General features: G+C 62.8%; 18 protein-coding genes. 6 read left to right on the top strand and 12 right to left on the bottom strand.

Annotated features, from left to right (window positions below; genetic code table 11):
* Positions 1-32: 32 nt before the first annotated feature.
* Together KXD86_RS08825 and KXD86_RS08820 are read right to left on the bottom strand one after the other, a co-directional pair.
* Positions 33-1,307, bottom strand: a complete 1,275-nt coding sequence (locus KXD86_RS08825) for an ABC transporter permease (RefSeq protein WP_218635661.1) — start codon at positions 1,305-1,307, stop codon at positions 33-35.
* Positions 1,304-2,020, bottom strand: a complete 717-nt coding sequence (locus KXD86_RS08820) for an ABC transporter ATP-binding protein (protein WP_218635660.1) — start codon at positions 2,018-2,020, stop codon at positions 1,304-1,306. The genes KXD86_RS08825 and KXD86_RS08820 overlap by 4 nt, the downstream gene beginning before the upstream one ends.
* Before the next feature lie 71 nt (positions 2,021-2,091).
* Between KXD86_RS08820 and KXD86_RS08815 the strand changes: the two genes are divergently transcribed.
* Entirely contained in the window at positions 2,092-2,613 is a 522-nt protein-coding gene (locus KXD86_RS08815; RefSeq protein WP_376770954.1) for a DUF3299 domain-containing protein, read from the top strand.
* Positions 2,614-2,615: 2 nt separating this feature from the next.
* Here the strand turns inward: KXD86_RS08815 and KXD86_RS08810 are convergent, their stop codons facing one another.
* Positions 2,616-3,152, bottom strand: coding sequence for a ZrgA family zinc uptake protein (locus tag KXD86_RS08810; protein WP_218635659.1), 537 nt, complete (start codon positions 3,150-3,152; stop codon positions 2,616-2,618).
* Between the two features lie 138 nt (positions 3,153-3,290).
* On the opposite strand from KXD86_RS08810, the gene KXD86_RS08805 reads away from it, so the two are divergent.
* From KXD86_RS08805 to KXD86_RS08785, 5 genes are read left to right on the top strand one after another with little or no spacing between them, the layout of a single operon-like run.
* The gene (locus KXD86_RS08805) at positions 3,291-3,890 is read left to right on the top strand and encodes a UPF0149 family protein (protein ID WP_218635658.1); all 600 of its coding nucleotides are present in this window, start codon (positions 3,291-3,293) and stop codon (positions 3,888-3,890) included.
* 26 nt (positions 3,891-3,916) lie between these two features.
* A complete protein-coding gene (gene pepP / locus KXD86_RS08800) occupies positions 3,917-5,236 on the top strand; it encodes a Xaa-Pro aminopeptidase (RefSeq protein WP_218635657.1) in 1,320 nt (439 codons plus the stop codon).
* Positions 5,237-5,240: 4 nt separating this feature from the next.
* Positions 5,241-6,521 (top strand): 2-octaprenyl-6-methoxyphenyl hydroxylase, encoded by a 1,281-nt coding sequence (gene ubiH / locus KXD86_RS08795; protein ID WP_218635656.1) that lies wholly within the window; start codon positions 5,241-5,243, stop codon positions 6,519-6,521.
* The gene (locus KXD86_RS08790; protein WP_218635655.1) at positions 6,514-7,737 is read left to right on the top strand and encodes an FAD-dependent monooxygenase; all 1,224 of its coding nucleotides are present in this window, start codon (positions 6,514-6,516) and stop codon (positions 7,735-7,737) included. Before ubiH ends, KXD86_RS08790 begins: the two co-directional genes overlap by 8 nt.
* 38 nt (positions 7,738-7,775) lie before the next feature.
* On the top strand, positions 7,776-8,690 hold the full coding sequence (locus tag KXD86_RS08785) for a DUF808 domain-containing protein (protein ID WP_218635654.1): 915 nt from the start codon (positions 7,776-7,778) through the stop codon (positions 8,688-8,690).
* A 1-nt stretch (position 8,691) separates the two neighbouring features.
* Here KXD86_RS08785 and KXD86_RS08780 read toward each other — a convergent pair whose 3' ends face one another.
* The 9 genes from KXD86_RS08780 to ubiE all read right to left on the bottom strand — a co-directional run bounded on the left by KXD86_RS08780 (position 8,692) and on the right by ubiE (position 14,881).
* Positions 8,692-9,411 carry a 16S rRNA (uracil(1498)-N(3))-methyltransferase gene (locus KXD86_RS08780; protein ID WP_218635653.1) on the bottom strand — a complete coding sequence of 240 codons (720 nt, stop codon included), beginning with the start codon at positions 9,409-9,411 and terminating at the stop codon, positions 8,692-8,694.
* Positions 9,408-10,193, bottom strand: coding sequence for a twin-arginine translocase subunit TatC (tatC, locus tag KXD86_RS08775; RefSeq protein ID WP_218635652.1), 786 nt, complete (start codon positions 10,191-10,193; stop codon positions 9,408-9,410). The genes KXD86_RS08780 and tatC overlap by 4 nt, the downstream gene beginning before the upstream one ends.
* Positions 10,190-10,669 (bottom strand): Sec-independent protein translocase protein TatB, encoded by a 480-nt coding sequence (tatB, locus tag KXD86_RS08770; RefSeq protein WP_218635651.1) that lies wholly within the window; start codon positions 10,667-10,669, stop codon positions 10,190-10,192. Before tatB ends, tatC begins: the two co-directional genes overlap by 4 nt.
* A gap of 11 nt (positions 10,670-10,680) precedes the next feature.
* Entirely contained in the window at positions 10,681-10,923 is a 243-nt protein-coding gene (tatA, locus tag KXD86_RS08765) for a Sec-independent protein translocase subunit TatA (RefSeq protein WP_218635650.1), read from the bottom strand.
* 92 nt (positions 10,924-11,015) lie between these two features.
* Entirely contained in the window at positions 11,016-11,345 is a 330-nt protein-coding gene (locus KXD86_RS08760) for a phosphoribosyl-ATP diphosphatase (RefSeq protein WP_218635649.1), read from the bottom strand.
* 12 nt (positions 11,346-11,357) lie between these two features.
* Positions 11,358-11,774 (bottom strand): phosphoribosyl-AMP cyclohydrolase, encoded by a 417-nt coding sequence (gene hisI, locus KXD86_RS08755; protein WP_218635648.1) that lies wholly within the window; start codon positions 11,772-11,774, stop codon positions 11,358-11,360.
* Between the two features lie 34 nt (positions 11,775-11,808).
* Complete coding sequence (ubiB, locus tag KXD86_RS08750) at positions 11,809-13,452, bottom strand: ubiquinone biosynthesis regulatory protein kinase UbiB (protein ID WP_218635647.1); 1,644 nt, start codon at positions 13,450-13,452, stop codon at positions 11,809-11,811.
* Positions 13,449-14,090, bottom strand: coding sequence for a ubiquinone biosynthesis accessory factor UbiJ (locus KXD86_RS08745; RefSeq protein WP_218635646.1), 642 nt, complete (start codon positions 14,088-14,090; stop codon positions 13,449-13,451). The genes ubiB and KXD86_RS08745 overlap by 4 nt, the downstream gene beginning before the upstream one ends.
* Positions 14,090-14,881 (bottom strand): bifunctional demethylmenaquinone methyltransferase/2-methoxy-6-polyprenyl-1,4-benzoquinol methylase UbiE, encoded by a 792-nt coding sequence (gene ubiE, locus KXD86_RS08740; RefSeq protein WP_218635645.1) that lies wholly within the window; start codon positions 14,879-14,881, stop codon positions 14,090-14,092. The genes KXD86_RS08745 and ubiE overlap by 1 nt, the downstream gene beginning before the upstream one ends.
* Positions 14,882-14,920: the final 39 nt, after the last annotated feature.

Raw genomic sequence — 14,920 nt, 5'->3', positions numbered from 1 at the left:
GGGTTGTCATTACCATGGCGGCGTGATGTCCGTCACTCCTCGCCGCTGTCGCCCAGGCCCAGGGCGCGGCTTTTGCGCCAGGCGCTGATGGCGGGGATGAGCGCCACCAGCAGGGCGGCGAGAGGAACGGCGCCGAGCAGGCTCCATTCCGCGACGTTGAGCGGACGCAGCCGGATTTGCAGGCCGTAGGTTTCCTGCAGCCATGGGCCGAGCGCGGATACCGCCAGGGCACTGAGTGCCACCGCCAGGACGCAGGCCACAACAGCCAGGGCCACACATTCGATCAGGTACAGGGCGGCAATCAAGCCGGGAGAGGCTCCCGTGGCTCGCAGAATGGAAACTTCGTGGGTGCGCTGGGCCTGCAGAGTCAGCAGCACCGCGATCAGGCCAATCAGGCTGGTAACCACCACGAAGCCGGTGATGCCCAGCAGGGCACGCTCGAACTGGCTCATGAGCCGCCAGAGCTCGCTCAGGGCAACGCCGGGCAGGATCGCCGAGAGAGGTTCGCCGGTGTACTGGTTCAATTCCCGCTGGACCCGGAACGTCAGAAGCTTGCGTTTCAGCCCGGCGAACGCGGCGGTGATGGCGTCTGGCGTGAATTCCCGGCCCTCGGCTTCCTCGGGCGTCAGTGTCCGGCCGGGAATGGCGACCCCGGAATCCCAGCCGACGTGCATCGCTTCCATGCCGGGGAGACTGATATAAACGGCGCGATCGACCGGCGTACCGGTGTTGGCGAGGACGCCGGTGACCCGGAAAGGGGTGTCGTCGTGATTCGAGAAGCTCGTGCGGCCACCGCCGTGTGACAGCACGATGCGGTCGCCGATACGATGCCCCTGATCGCGGGCGACGCCGGCGCCCAGTACCACATCGAACACCTTGTCGAACCATTGGCCCTCCGCCAGCTGCAGGTTCTGTCCCTGCCCGTAGCGGAAGTGCGTCAGGAACGCGTCGTCGGTGCCGACCACCCGAAAGCCCCGATAGCTGTCGCCCAGCGAAATCGGTATCAACCAGTCGATGCGGCTATCCTTGCGCAGGTCCTGGAAGGTCGACCAGCGGATGTTGTTGGTGGCATCGCCAATATGAAACACCGTGTAGAGCAGAAGGTTCAGCTGTCCGCTTCGTGCGCCGATGATCAGGTCGGTATCGCTGATGGTGCTCGTGAACGATTGCTTGACCTCGGTGCGGAGGTACTGGATGCCCAGCAACAGGGTAACGCTGAGGGTCAGGGTCAGGCAGACCAGCCCCAGCACCCGCCGGCGATACCACAGGCTGGCGGCGGCAAGGGAGAACGCCAGAGGCGCCTTCATAGCCCAGCCTCCGTCAGGCGAACCTGATGGGTGAAATGCTGCGCCAGGCTACGGTCATGGCTGACGAACAGAACGGAGGTGTTTCGTTCCTCAGCCAGGGTCAGGAGAAGATCCAGGAAGCGGTCGCGGTTATCGCTGTCCAGGGCCGACGTGGGTTCGTCGGCCAGGATGACCTCCGGACCGCCGATCAGGGCCCGGGCGGCGGCAATCCGCTGCTGCTGGCCGATGCTCAGGCGGGTGACCCCGCGCCGCCAGCAGTCCCTGGGAATGGCGAGCGCCGTCAGCAATCGATGGGCTTCCTGAACCGGGTCCGGGTCGGTGGCGTCGCGCCTTTGCGCCGACAGCCGGCAGGGCAGGGTAACGTTGCCCTCCGCAGTCAGGTAGGGCACCAGGTTGAACTGCTGGAAAATCACGCCAATGTGGTCCGCCCTGAATCGGTCACGGTCGCCGGCACCGAGTTGATGTATCGGCCTGCCAAGGATCCGGACGCCGCCGGTCGAGGGCCGCAGCATTCCGGACAGCAGGCTCAGGAAGGTGCTCTTGCCAGTGCCGCTGGGGCCATGGAGAAACAGGTGCTCACCGGCCGCCAGGGTCAGGTCCGGAAAGGTAATCGGGGGCTGTTCGTTGTCCCAGCGGTGGCTCAGACCATCGGTTTCAATGGCGGGGCAGGCCCGCGGGGCCGGATGCTGGTTTGATTCTGTCGTACGGGTCATGTTGATTGCATTCTGTCCGGTGTATGATTGCCGAAAATCAGATCCCTCGATCCAATGGAGACCATGTGCTGATGTCCCGTTCTGTTTTTCGCTCGCCGCGGCGATGGCTTCTGCCGGCATTGTTGACGCTGATGCTGGGGCATGCCGTGTCGGTGCATGCCGAGCCCCGGGAAATCGATTGGCTGGAGCTGATGCCTGCCGAAGACCTTGCGTTGCTGGAAAATATGCCAGAAGTTGTGCACGAGGGCGATGGGGCACCGTTGCTGCCGGACGAAATCATGACCGGACGTGTGGTGCCCGAGATGGGCAATGTCGACGGCCGTATCCCCGGTTTCGTTGTGCCCTTGAAAACCACCCAGGACATGCGGATCCTGGAATTCTTCCTGGTGCCCTACTACGGCGCCTGTATCCATGTGCCGCCGCCCCCGCCCAACCAGATCATCCACGTGAAATACCGAGAGGGTTTCAAGCTCGAAGCGCTCTATGACCCGGTCTGGATCGAGGGAACGCTTGTGATTGAGCGCACCGAGAACGATATCGGTACGTCCTCTTACTCCATGGTTGCGGAGGCGGTGTCGCCCTACCAGGAATAAGGTCAGGATCCCGGGCTGAATTGGTTGTTACCGTGTCCGAGTTCGGTGGCGCCCTGGCCGTCAGGGCCGGTCCAGGCGACGTCCAGATGCTCCAGCCCGGGGAAGCGCTCGGTCAACGGGGTGGTCAGCGCGTTCGCATCCTGGAGGCCGGGACAGATGAGTACCTGGCTGATCTCGAAATCGGCGTGCTGGCCGTGATCGCCGGATTCGTGTCCGCCGGTGTTTCCTGCAAATTCTGAACGAATGTCGCCGCTCTCGAGGGAGCAACTGGCTGTCGGGGTGTTGATCAGTGGCGTCTCGCTGAGCCAGCGGACCACGGTTTCAACCGTTTTTTTCTGCTCCGGCGTGCGTGCCCGGTGCTCGAACCCGAGCAGGTTCTGTGCGGGTGACACGAAGAGCAGTTCAACCTGCTGACCTGACATCGCCAGTTGCAGTTCCGCGTGCCCGTGCTGGTGAGAACCGGGGTTGTCGGCGGCGAACGTGGTGCCGGTGGTGATCAGTGGGGCAATCAGTAACGACAGAAAACGGCCTGAAATCATCGTGAAATTCCGAGCTGAAAAGTGAAATGTTATAACATTTTGGTGGTTTGCTTCGCGAAAAGCAACCGGGTCGTGTCTTGATTGCCCCCGAATGCTAGGATAGAGACTCCATTTAACAACACAGGAATGTCCTGGTTCATGTCCGAAACCGACACCTCCGGTGCAGCCCGAGCCGCCGAATTCGAGCGCTGGGCCAATGTTTTTACCGCCCACAAGGCGTTTAGTCACCCCTCCGAACTTCACGGTGTCCTGTGTGGTCGACTGGCCGCGGGTTCCCGTATTCAGGAACCGGAGTGGCTGGATATGGTGTGTGAGCACATGGGCCTGCCTGAAAGCGCGGCCGAAGAGTCCGAGGACCTCGCACCGTTCATGAACAAGGCGTACGAACAGACGCTGGCGCTCTTGAAATCGGCCGACATGAGTTTCCATCCTTTGTTGCCGGATGACGATTACGCCATCGAGCAGCGACTGGAGGCCCTGGTGGCCTGGGTTCGTGGCTTTCTCGAAGGCATGGCGCTGTCGGCCGGTGAATCCTTGGGGCAGGCGCCCGATGAGATTCGCGAACTGATTGAAGACATGGTGGCAATCAGCCAGCTCTCGGATGATGAAGAAGCCGATGACGAGAGCGAGCAGCAGCTACTGGAAATCACCGAGTACGTCCGGCTCGGGGCCCTCGCTGTCTTTACCGAGTTTAATGCCCCGGAAAAACCGGCTTCCCAATCCCCGACCCTGCACTGATCGGGGTCCACACTGCGGGAGAGTTTATGTCGTCCATGATACCCGTTAAGGAATTTGCCGAGCGCCGTCGCAGACTGATGGAGCGCATGGCACCAGACAGCATTGCCATCATTCCGGCAGCGCCGGAACGTGTGCGCAATCGTGACGTGTTGCACCCGTTTCGTCAGGACAGCGATTTTCAGTACCTGAGCGGCTTTGGTGAGCCCGAAGCGGTACTGGCCCTGATCCCGGGGCGCGAGCACGGCGAATCGGTGCTGTTCTGCAAGGAGCGCAACCCCGAGAAAGAACTCTGGGACGGGTTCCTGGTTGGGCCGGAAGGGGCCATTGAGCGTTTCGGTCTCGACGACGCCTTCCCGATTTCCGACATTGACGACATCCTGCCGGGCATGATCGAGGGCCGAAGCCGGGTGTATTACCCGCTGGGCAAGGATCAGCAGGTTGACAGCAAGGTCATGGGGTGGGTCAAGACCATCCGCAGCAAGGTCCGCACCGGTGCCCATCCCCCGGGCGAGTTTGTCTCGCTGGAGCATTTCCTTCACGACCTGCGTCTGTTCAAAAGTGCCAACGAGATCAAGGCCATGGCCAGGGCTGCGGACATCAGCGCCGAGGCCCATTGCCGGGCCATGAAACGCGCCCGCAAGGGTGGCAGCGAATACAATCTGGAGGCTGAGCTGATCCACACGTTCATGGATCACGGTGCCCGCTCCACGGCCTACCCGTCCATCGTCGGTGGCGGTGCCAATGGCTGTATCCTGCACTACATCGAGAACAGTGCGCCGCTGAAGGAGGGCGACCTGGTCCTGATCGATGCGGGCTGCGAGTATGAATGCTACGCCTCGGATATCACCCGGACCTTCCCGGTCAGTGGCACCTTCAGCTCCGAACAGCGGGCGCTCTATGAGGTCGTGCTGGCAGCCCAGTACGAGGCCATTGATGCCGTGCGGCCGGGTAACCACTGGAATCATCCCCACGAAGCAGCCCTTCGGGTGCTGACCCAGGGCCTGATCGATCTCGGCCTGCTGTCTGGAACCCTGGAAGACGCGATCGCCAATGAGTCCTACAAGCCCTTCTTCATGCATCGGACCGGGCACTGGCTCGGCCTGGACGTCCACGATGTCGGTGATTACAAGGTGGGCGATGCCTGGCGTCTTCTGGAGCCGGGCATGGCGCTGACTGTGGAACCCGGGTTGTACATCGCGCCGGACAACACCACTGTCGATGAAAAGTGGCGCGGCATCGGTATCCGCATTGAGGACGACGTGGTCGTGACCAAAGAGGGGTGCCGGGTGTTGACCGACGGCGTGCCCAAGACCATCCCTGATATCGAAGCGTTGATGGCGGACTGACCCGGTGAGTCACCTGGATACCGACCTTGTTATTGCCGGTGGGGGCCTGGCCGGAGCCACGCTGGCTTTGGCCCTGGCTCGCGTGGTGCCCAGCCTGCGAGTCACGGTTGTCGAGGCTTTCCCCCTGTCGGCCGACGCCCTTCCGGACACCTATCAGCCCAGTTACGACGCCCGCTCGACCGCCCTGGCCTGGGGCTCAAGGCTGATTTTCGAGGAACTGGGGCTGTGGTCCCGTCTGTCGGAACACGCCACACCGATCCGCCACATTCACGTATCCGACCGGGGCCGTTTCGGCGCTACCCGCCTGAACGCCACGGACCACGGGCAGGAGGCGCTGGGCTACGTGGCCGACAACCGCTGGATGGGCTTGTGCCTGATGCGGGAATTGTTGAAAACCGGGGTACGGTGGGAGGCGCCGGCCGAGGTCGTCGACATGATGCCCGAGACCGGGGGCGTCCGGGTTGCCGTCAAGCGCGGCACGGAGACCCGTAGCCTGACCGCCCAATGCCTGGTGGTGGCCGACGGTGGCCGGTCCGGGTTGCGGGAAGCACTCGGATTTCAGACCCGGAATCAGCAGTATGGCCAGAACGCACTGATCGCCAATGTCTCAACGGCGGACAGTCACCGGTTTACCGCCTACGAACGGTTCACCGATGCCGGTCCCATGGCGCTGCTTCCCCACGGTGCGCCTCATCGGGCCGGTCAACAGTCGGCGCTGGTCTGGACGCTGACTGACGAGGCCCTTGAGGAGGTGCTCGCGTTATCCGATTCGCAAAAGTGCCAGCGACTGCAGGAGCGGTTCGGCTGGCGCCTGGGCCGCTTCACACAGATTGGCGAATGCAGTCATTACCCGCTGAAGCTGACCACAGTGGATGAGCCCGTCCGGCCCGGTGTGGCGCTGGTTGGCAATGCCGCCCATGCCCTGCACCCGGTGGCCGGCCAGGGATTCAACCTCGCGCTGCGGGGGCTGATGACCCTGGTGGAACAGTTCCGCCAGGCGGTCGAGCAGGGGGTGTCGCTGGGTGATTTGCAGGTCCTCGGTCGTTACCAGCGACTGCATCGCCAGGACTGGCAGCAGACGGTTCAGTTCTCGGATTCATTGATTCGTATTTTTGGCCAGTCCCCGGCGCCTGTGGCGGCGGCCCGAGATGCGGGGCTGGTGGGGCTTGATCTGTTGCCCGGCGCGAAACGCTGGTTTGCCCGGAAAGCCATGGGCATGGGTGGGCGCCGTGCCGTTATCAACAAACCGGGCAGTCCACGCAGGGAGCCAGCCGGGCATGAGTGAGATCCGAACCTTCGACATTCTGGTGGTGGGCGGCGGCATGATTGGTTCCGCCCTGGCCCTGGGCCTGTCCCGACAGGGTTGGCAGGTCGGTCTGGTCGAGGGCAGTGATCGGGGGGCATTGGTAACGCCGCTGCCCCCGGCCACCGGTGTTGACGCGTTCGAACCACGGGTCAGCGCCATTTCCGTGGCGAGCCAGCAGTTGCTGGATGATCTGGGTATCTGGTCGTCCATTGTCGCGGGCCGCCATTGCCCTTACCAGAACATGACCGTCTGGGATGGGGATGGCACCGGTCGCATTCACTTCGACGCCGCCGAATTGCAGGCCGACGCGTTGGGTACCATCGTGGAGAATCGAGCCATTGTCCGGGCCCTGTTTGGCGCGCTGGAGACCAGCGACGTGGAGGTGATTGACGGGGTCAAGGTCACGGGATGGTGGCAGGACGGCGACCGGCGGGGCATTGAGCTGGCGGATGGTCACCGGCTGGGTGCCGAGCTGGTGGTGGCCGCCGACGGCGCGAACTCGCGCCTGCGTCAGTGGGTGGGTCTGCCCACCCGGGAGTGGGATTACGACCAGCAGGCGATCGTCTGCACCGTACAGACTGCGCAGAGCCACCGGTTCACGGCCTGGCAGCGGTTTTCACCGACCGGTCCCCTGGCGTTTCTGCCGCTGCTGACGGAATCGGGTGACGAGCATTTCTGTTCCATCGTCTGGTCCCAGGATACCGAGGAAGCCAGGCGCTTGATGGCGCTTGATGGTGACCACTTTGTCAGCGAACTGGAGGCCGCCATCGAGCGGGAACTGGGGGCCGTGGTATCGGTTTCCCGCCGTTTTTCGTTCCCCCTGCGCCAGCGCCATGCCAAGGCGTATGTCGCCCCCGGTTTTGCCCTGGTCGGTGATGCCGCACACACGATTCATCCTCTGGCGGGGCAGGGGGCCAATCTCGGCTATGGGGATGTCCGGGCGCTGCAGGACGAGCTGTCCCGAGCCCGAAGCCGGGGCCTCAACCCCGCTGAACCCCTCGTCCTGGCCCGTTACCAGCGTCGTCGCAAGGCTGAGAATCTGGCTATGATGGCGGCCATGGAAGGGTTCAAGCAGCTGTTCGCGCGGGATGAATTACCGCTGCGGTGGCTGAGAAATACCGGCATGCGATGGCTCGACGGTCTTGGCCCGGTCAAGCACCGGCTTGCCGCCGAAGCCATGGGCCTGACCCGTTGAAGGCCGAGTTCCAATTCACTTGTTAAGGATATCCGACCATGGCTGGAAGTAGCCTGCTCGCCCTCATTGATGACATCGCCACCATCCTTGACGATGTCTCTCTGATGACCAAAACCGCCACCAAGAAAACGGCCGGTGTTCTCGGGGACGACCTCGCCCTCAACGCCCAGCAGGTCACCGGTGTAAAACCGGCCCGGGAGCTTCCGGTGGTCTGGGCAGTGGCCAAGGGGTCCATGCTCAACAAGGCGATTCTGGTTCCGGCGGCCCTGGCGATCAGTTTCTTTGTGCCCTGGCTGGTAACCCCGTTGCTGATGCTGGGCGGTGCCTTTCTGTGTTTCGAGGGGTTTGAAAAACTGGCGCACAAGTTCCTGCACCGGGAGGAGGATAAGGCCCACAAGAGTGAGCTACGCGAGGCCCTGAAGAACCCGGACGTCGACATGAAGGCGCTGGAGAAGGAAAAGATCAAGGGGGCCATTCGTACCGACTTTATCCTGTCGGCCGAGATCATCGCCATTACCCTGGGAACCGTCACCAGCCAGGGCATTGGCATGCAGTTTCTGGTGCTGACCGTGGTGGCGATCATGATCACCGTCGGTGTCTATGGTCTGGTTGCCGGCATCGTAAAGCTGGACGACGGTGGTTTGTACCTGAGTCAGCGGGACAGTCCGGTGTCACAGAAAATCGGGCACGGGATACTCTGGCTGGCGCCCTACATGATGAAGACCCTGTCGATCCTTGGCACCATCGCGATGTTCCTGGTCGGTGGTGGCATTCTGACCCACGGCCTGCCTCCGATCTACGAGGCCATTCACCACTTCGCCGAGGGCTTCGGTGGCGTGGCCGAAGCGCTGATTCCCACCCTGGCTGACGGGCTCTTCGGCGTGCTGGCCGGAGCAGCGCTGGTGGCGATCATCACACCCTTGCAGAAACTCTGGGCGGCGCGCTCGGCCTGATTCAGAGGCAGGCGTCAAAGAGGCGGCTGACCAGCACCGGGACAGCCGTCTCCACCCGAAGGATGCGGGCTCCCAGGTGCACGGCGTCGCAGCCGGCCTCTTCCAGTTTGCCGACCTCGTAGGGGGTGAACCCGCCTTCCGGGCCGATGCACAGGGCGGTTGGCTGATTCAGGTGGGTGGGGCAGGGTGTGTCGGTACCGGGATGGGCGACCAACGCGCGCTTGCCCGCCAGTAGGCCCGGCAGCTCATCTTCCACGAACGGTTTGAACAGCTTGCGGATGTGAACCCGGGGCATAGCGGTGTCCCGGGCCTGCTCCAACCCCAGCGTCAGGTTTTCCCGCAGGTTGTCGTCGGACAGCCAGGGGGTCTGCCAGAAGCTCTTCTCCACCTTGTAACTGTTGATCAGCCAGATGTCCTTGACGCCGAGTGCCGCGCAGGTTTGCAGGACCCGTCGGAACATCTTGGGGCGGGGCATGGCGAGTATCAGGGTCAGGGGCAGTGCCGCGGGTGGGGGCTGGTCGAACGACACCCGCAACTCGGCTTCGGTGTCGGTCAGGCGCAGCACCTCACCGGTACCCATGTCGCCGTCGACGCGTCCGACAGGAATGCTATCGCCGGCGTTGACGCGCATCACCGAATGCAGATGGGCCAGTCGCCGCCCCGTCAGCCGCACCCGGTCGACATCGGTGAAATCTTCTTCGAACAGCAATGCCAGGTTCATTGGCCGGCCGACTCATCCGATTCCGGGGCGGACCCTTCCCGTCGGGCCAGTCGTCCAAACAGGATTCCGAACTCGAACAGAATCCACATGGGCACGGCCAACAGCGTCTGGGAAATGATGTCTGGCGGGGTGAGTAGCATGCCGATGATAAAGCAGGCGACCACCACGTAAGGGCGTTTGGCAGCCAGGTCCTGGGGGGTGGTGGCGCCGGTGAGGATCAGCAGCACGGTGGCGATCGGGATCTCGAAGGCCACCCCAAAGGCAAAGAACATCTTGAGCACGAAGTTCAGGTAGCTGTTGATGTCTGGCAGTTCAACAATGCCCTCCGGACCGATGGCGGTGAAGAAACCGAACACCAGGGGAAAGACCACGTAGTAGGCGAACGCGGCGCCGGCATAGAACAGCAGGACCGAGGTGAACAACAGGGGGAACGCCAGCCGTTTTTCATGGGCGTACAGGCCTGGTGCAATGAAACTCCATAACTGGTAGAGGATGACCGGGATGGCCACGAACACCGAGAGCACAAGGGCGAGCTTCAGGGGGGCGAAGAACGGTGAGGTGACGTCCGTGGCAATCATGGTCTGTCCGACCGGCAGCAGTGACCGGATCGGCTCGGACAACCAGAGGTAAAGTTCGTTGGCGAACGGGTAAATCGCGGCAAAGCAGATGATCACCGCCAGAACCATCTTGAGCAGGCGGTTGCGCAGCTCCAGCAAATGCTCGATCAGGGGCATTTCCTGTTGGTCAGGGGACATCTGGTTGCCTTCTGGCTTTGAAGTCATGAACGATTTTCCGGCGGGCCTTGCTCGGAGCCGGGCTGTTTGTCGCCGTCGGCCTCAATGCTGTTCGTTGATTCCGGGGCCGAATCCGCGGACGCCGGAGGTGACGCAGTGCTGCCGTCTGACGAGTCGCCGGTGGTTTGGCCGGCGACGCGGCGGGTTGCGGGAGCCGGGCGTGAGCTGCGACCTTCGTGGTCAGGCAGGATCATGTGCTCATAGCGCTTGGCTTCGTCCAACGCCCCGCGCACGGTCTTCTGGACATCGTCCAGGCCGACGTCACCGGCCTTGCGGAGCTCTTCGCGGAGCTCTTCGGCCTTGAGCTGGCGGTCCAGCTCCGACGTGAACTGGCCGACCATGCGCCGGGCACCACCAATCCAACGCCCGGCAGCGCGGGCAGCAGTGGGCAGGCGCTCGGGACCGAGCACCAGCAGTGCGATCACGCCACAGATCAGCAGCTCAAGGAAGCCAATATCGAACATTCAGCCAGGTCTCAGCTGTGGGACTTATCCCGTGGCTTTTCTTCGGTCTCGGCCTGTTGGCTCTGCGCGTCGGTTTTCTCCTGCAGGGAATCCCGGTCAGGTTCCGCGGGCTTGTTGTCCTCGTCGTTCATGGACTTCTTGAAGCCGCGGATGGCACCGCCCAGATCACTGCCGATGTTGCGCAGTTTCTTGGTTCCGAACAACAGAATCACAATGCCAAGCACGATTAGGAGTTGCCAGATACTTATACCCATCACGGGATCCTCGTTTTTATGTTGCTGCTTTGCTGTAGTGTACGTTAACCAGTGGCTTGGGCGGTAACCCTCCTAAAGGGGTAGATCCCACGCTATTTGTTCCGCGACGCTTTCTCGTCCAGACCCGACAGGTCAAACCGGCGCGCAAGCTCATTGATCACGTCGTCCGGGCTCAGGCCCAGTCGGGACAGCATGACCATGCTGTGAAACCACAGGTCGGCCGTCTCGTAGATCACGTCCCGGGTGTCGCCGGAGTGTTCCGCGTCCTTGGCGGCCAGCAGGGTTTCGGTGCACTCCTCGCCGACCTTCTCGAGAATCTTGTTCAGCCCTTTGGCATGCAGGCTGGCGACGTAGGAGGTGTCTGGGTCAGCCTGTTTACGCTCCTCCAGTACCTGTGCCAGCTGTGTCAGTACATCACTCACCTTGGGTACTCCTCAGTTGCTGCCATAGATGGCATCGGGGTCCTTGATGACCGGCTCCACGCTGGTCCACTGCTCGTCTTGTAAGGTCCGGTAAAAACAGCTGCGGCGGCCGGTATGGCAGGCAATGCCACCTTTCTGCTCAACCTTCAGCAGGATCACATCCTCGTCGCAATCCAGGCGGATGTCCTTCACCACCTGCTGATGGCCGGAGGTTTCACCTTTACGCCAGAGTGTGCCGCGGGAGCGGGACCAGTACACCGCGTGGCCCTCTTCGGCCGTCAGGCGCAGGGACTCCCGGTTCATCCAGGCCATCATCAGGATGTCACCGGTGGCGGCATCCTGGGCAATGGCGGGCACCAGTCCATCGGCGGTCCAGCGGATGGCCTCCAGCCAGTCAGGGTTGTCGACGTTATCGGATGAATCTTTCATTTCTGTGAATCCTGAATGCGTTATCGGTTATCGGTTACCGGCTGCCGCGCAGCACCAGGCCGCCGGCTGCTGCCAGCAGGGCCCAGCTCCACAATGGCACACGCTCGACCCAGGCAAGGGCGTCCGGCTGGGTGCCGATCGCCGCGGCCGTAACCAGAATGATGACCACCAGCCCCCGGCGCCAGCGCCGGTCCGAGCGCACCTGCTGTTCCCGCAGCAGCTCCAGTGTAGCCTGATTCTGTTGCTCGGTGGGGCCGGCCTCGCGCAGTTGCAGCAGCGCGTCGTGCACCAGTTGCGGCATTTCGGGGGATTGTTCCAGCCAGGACGGCAGGTGCGTCTGCAGCGATTTGATCAGGCCGGACGGGCCAATGCGTCTGCGCATCCAGCTTTCCAGGAACGGTTGTGCCGTGCTCCACAGATCCAGTTCCGGGTACAGCTGGCGCCCCAGGCCTTCTACGTTCAGCAGGGTCTTCTGCAGCAGCACGAGTTGTGGCTGCACCTCCATGTTGAAACGGCGAGCCGTCTGGAACAGGCGGAGCAGGAAATGGCCGAAGGAGATGTCCTTCAGGGGTTTCTCGAAAATCGGCTCGCACACGGTACGGATGGCGGCCTCGAATTCGTTCACCCGGGTATCCGGCGGTACCCAGCCGGACTGGATGTGCAACTGGGCGACCTGCCGGTAGTCTCGCCGGAAGAAGGCCAGCAGGTTGCGGGCCAGGTAGCTCTGGTCGTCGGGGGCCAGGGTGCCCACGATGCCGAAGTCGATGGCGATGTACTTCGGATCGGCCGGGTTGGACACATCGACGAAAATATTGCCCGGATGCATGTCGGCGTGGAAAAAGCTGTCCCGGAACACCTGGGTAAAGAAGATCTCGACCCCCTTCTCGGCCAGCACCTTCATGTTGACGCCGGCAGCTTCCAGCGCGGGCACGTCGGCGATGGGGATGCCGTGAATGCGCTCCATGACCAGCACCGACTTGCGGGTGTAGTCCCAGTCGATGAAGGGAATGTAGATCAGGGACGACTCTTCGAAGTTGCGCCGCAGCTGGCTGGCGTTGGCGGCCTCCCGCTGCAGGTCCAGTTCGTCATGAATGGTGGAGTCATAGTCTGCCACCACTTCCACCGGGTGCAGGCGCTTGCCCTCGGACCAGTACCTCTCCAGCAGCCCCGCCATCAGGTACATGAGCGATAGGTCCTGCCGGATGACGCGCTCGATACCCGGACGCAACACCTTCACCACCACCTGCTGACCGTTGCGCAGGGTGGCCGCATGCACTTGGGCAACCGATGCCGAGGCCATGGGGTCCGGTGTGAACTCCTTGAACAACTCGGCCACCGGCGCGCCCAGGGACGATTCAATGATCTCCCGGGCCAGCTGGCTGGAAAAGGGCGGTACCCGGTCCTGCAGGTTTTTCAGCGATTCCGCCATGTCGTCCGGCAGCAGGTCACGCCGGGTCGACAGAATCTGGCCAAACTTGACGAATACCGGCCCGAGTTCCTCAAGAGCCAGTCTCAGCCGGTCCCCCCGGCTCAGCTTGGGTTGGGGGAACAGGTGCCAGGGCGCCAGCAGGAAGAACACCTTGAGCGGGGCGGGCAGTTCCGCCAGGGGCAAGAACGTGTCCAGTCGGTAGCGACAGAATACCCAGGCAATTCGGAACAGGCGTTGCAGGCGGGTCACGGAGTCTCCGGTTCGTCAGGGGTGGCGCGTTCATCAAGTCGGTCTATGCGCGCTTCCAGGCGCTCGGTGCGAAGACTGAGGTCGTCAATGTCCTCAAACGTCGCTTCCAGTTCCCGGCGCCCGGGAAGGCTCCGGCTTTCCTCATGCACATACTCTTCAACGTTGGCGTTCAGGGAGTGGAAAGCCTGGCGGCTCCACTTTACCGCGCCGCGTATACGCTGGCCCAGGAAATGGGCGGGAACATCGCCGATCTGGCGGGCCATGGCCGCTTCCCAGTCCGGGTCGAGCTGGTTCAGGGCCCGCTGTAACTGGTGGGCGAGGGCAGTGTCGCCCGCCACCGTCAGCCGGCCATCGCTGAAGACCCGGTCGTCGCCGGTGGCCAGGGCGGCAAAGGCCACGGGTTTACCGCTGATTGTAAGGGCGGGCTCGTCCGCAGGCTGGCTGCTGACCCGGACCCGGTCGCCGGCGCCATACAGCGCGTACGTCAGCGGCAGGGGCGCGGCCAGGCTGATTTGCACCGGTCCGGCCAACGCCTCCATCAGGGCCCGCCTGCCCGCGGGATCCAGCTCGAGGGCACGATTCAGCGCACCCTCGATGATGGCAGTCACTGCGGCAAGCAGCGTCGGGCCCGGGAACATCAGGGTTTGATTCCCACGTGCAGGGCGACGATGCCGCCGGTCATGTTGTAGTACTTGCAGTTCACCAGGCCGGCGTTTTCCATCATGCCCTTCAGGGTGCCCTGGTCCGGGTGCATGCGAATGGACTCGGCCAGGTACTTGTAGCTTTCGCTGTCGCCGGCGATCAGTTGCCCCATCAGCGGCAGCGCGTTGAACGAATAGCTGTCGTAGACCTTGCTCAGCAATGGGTTGGTAGGCTTTGAAAACTCCAGCACCATCAGTTTCCCGCCCGGTTTCAGGGTTCGGGTCATGTCGCGCAGGGCCTGGTCCTTGTCGGTCACGTTACGCAGGCCAAAGGCGATGGATACGGCGTTGAAGTTGTTGTCCGGGAACGGCAGGTGCTCGGCGTCGGCCTGAACGTACTCAATGTTGCCGGCGTAGCCACGGTCGATCAGCCGCCCGCGCCCCACCTGCAGCATGGACGCGTTGATGTCAGCGAGAACCACCTTGCCCGACGGCCCGACCAGGTCCGAGAACTTCATGGTGAGATCGCCGGTACCGCCGGCGATGTCGAGCACCTGATGGCCGGGGCGGACGCCTGACAGTTCAATGGTGAAGCGCTTCCAGAGCCGGTGGATGCCCATGGACATCAGGTCGTTCATGAGGTCGTACTTGCCGGCCACACTGTGGAACACCTCGGCCACCTGGCTCGCCTTCTGGCTCTTGGGGACATCGCGGAAGCCGAAATGGGTAACGTCATCCTGGCCCTGGGTGGTCTGGGCCGGGTTGGCCGACGGTTGCTGCTCGCTCATGAGAGAAATCCTGTCTGAATCTGAACCCCGTATTCTAAC

Origin of the sequence: Marinobacter arenosus (assembly GCF_019264345.1) — a bacterium.
In the GTDB taxonomy this organism is placed as follows: domain Bacteria; phylum Pseudomonadota; class Gammaproteobacteria; order Pseudomonadales; family Oleiphilaceae; genus Marinobacter; species Marinobacter arenosus.
Note: the sequence above shows the minus strand (reverse complement) of the source record. Positions and strands in the feature narration are given on the sequence as shown.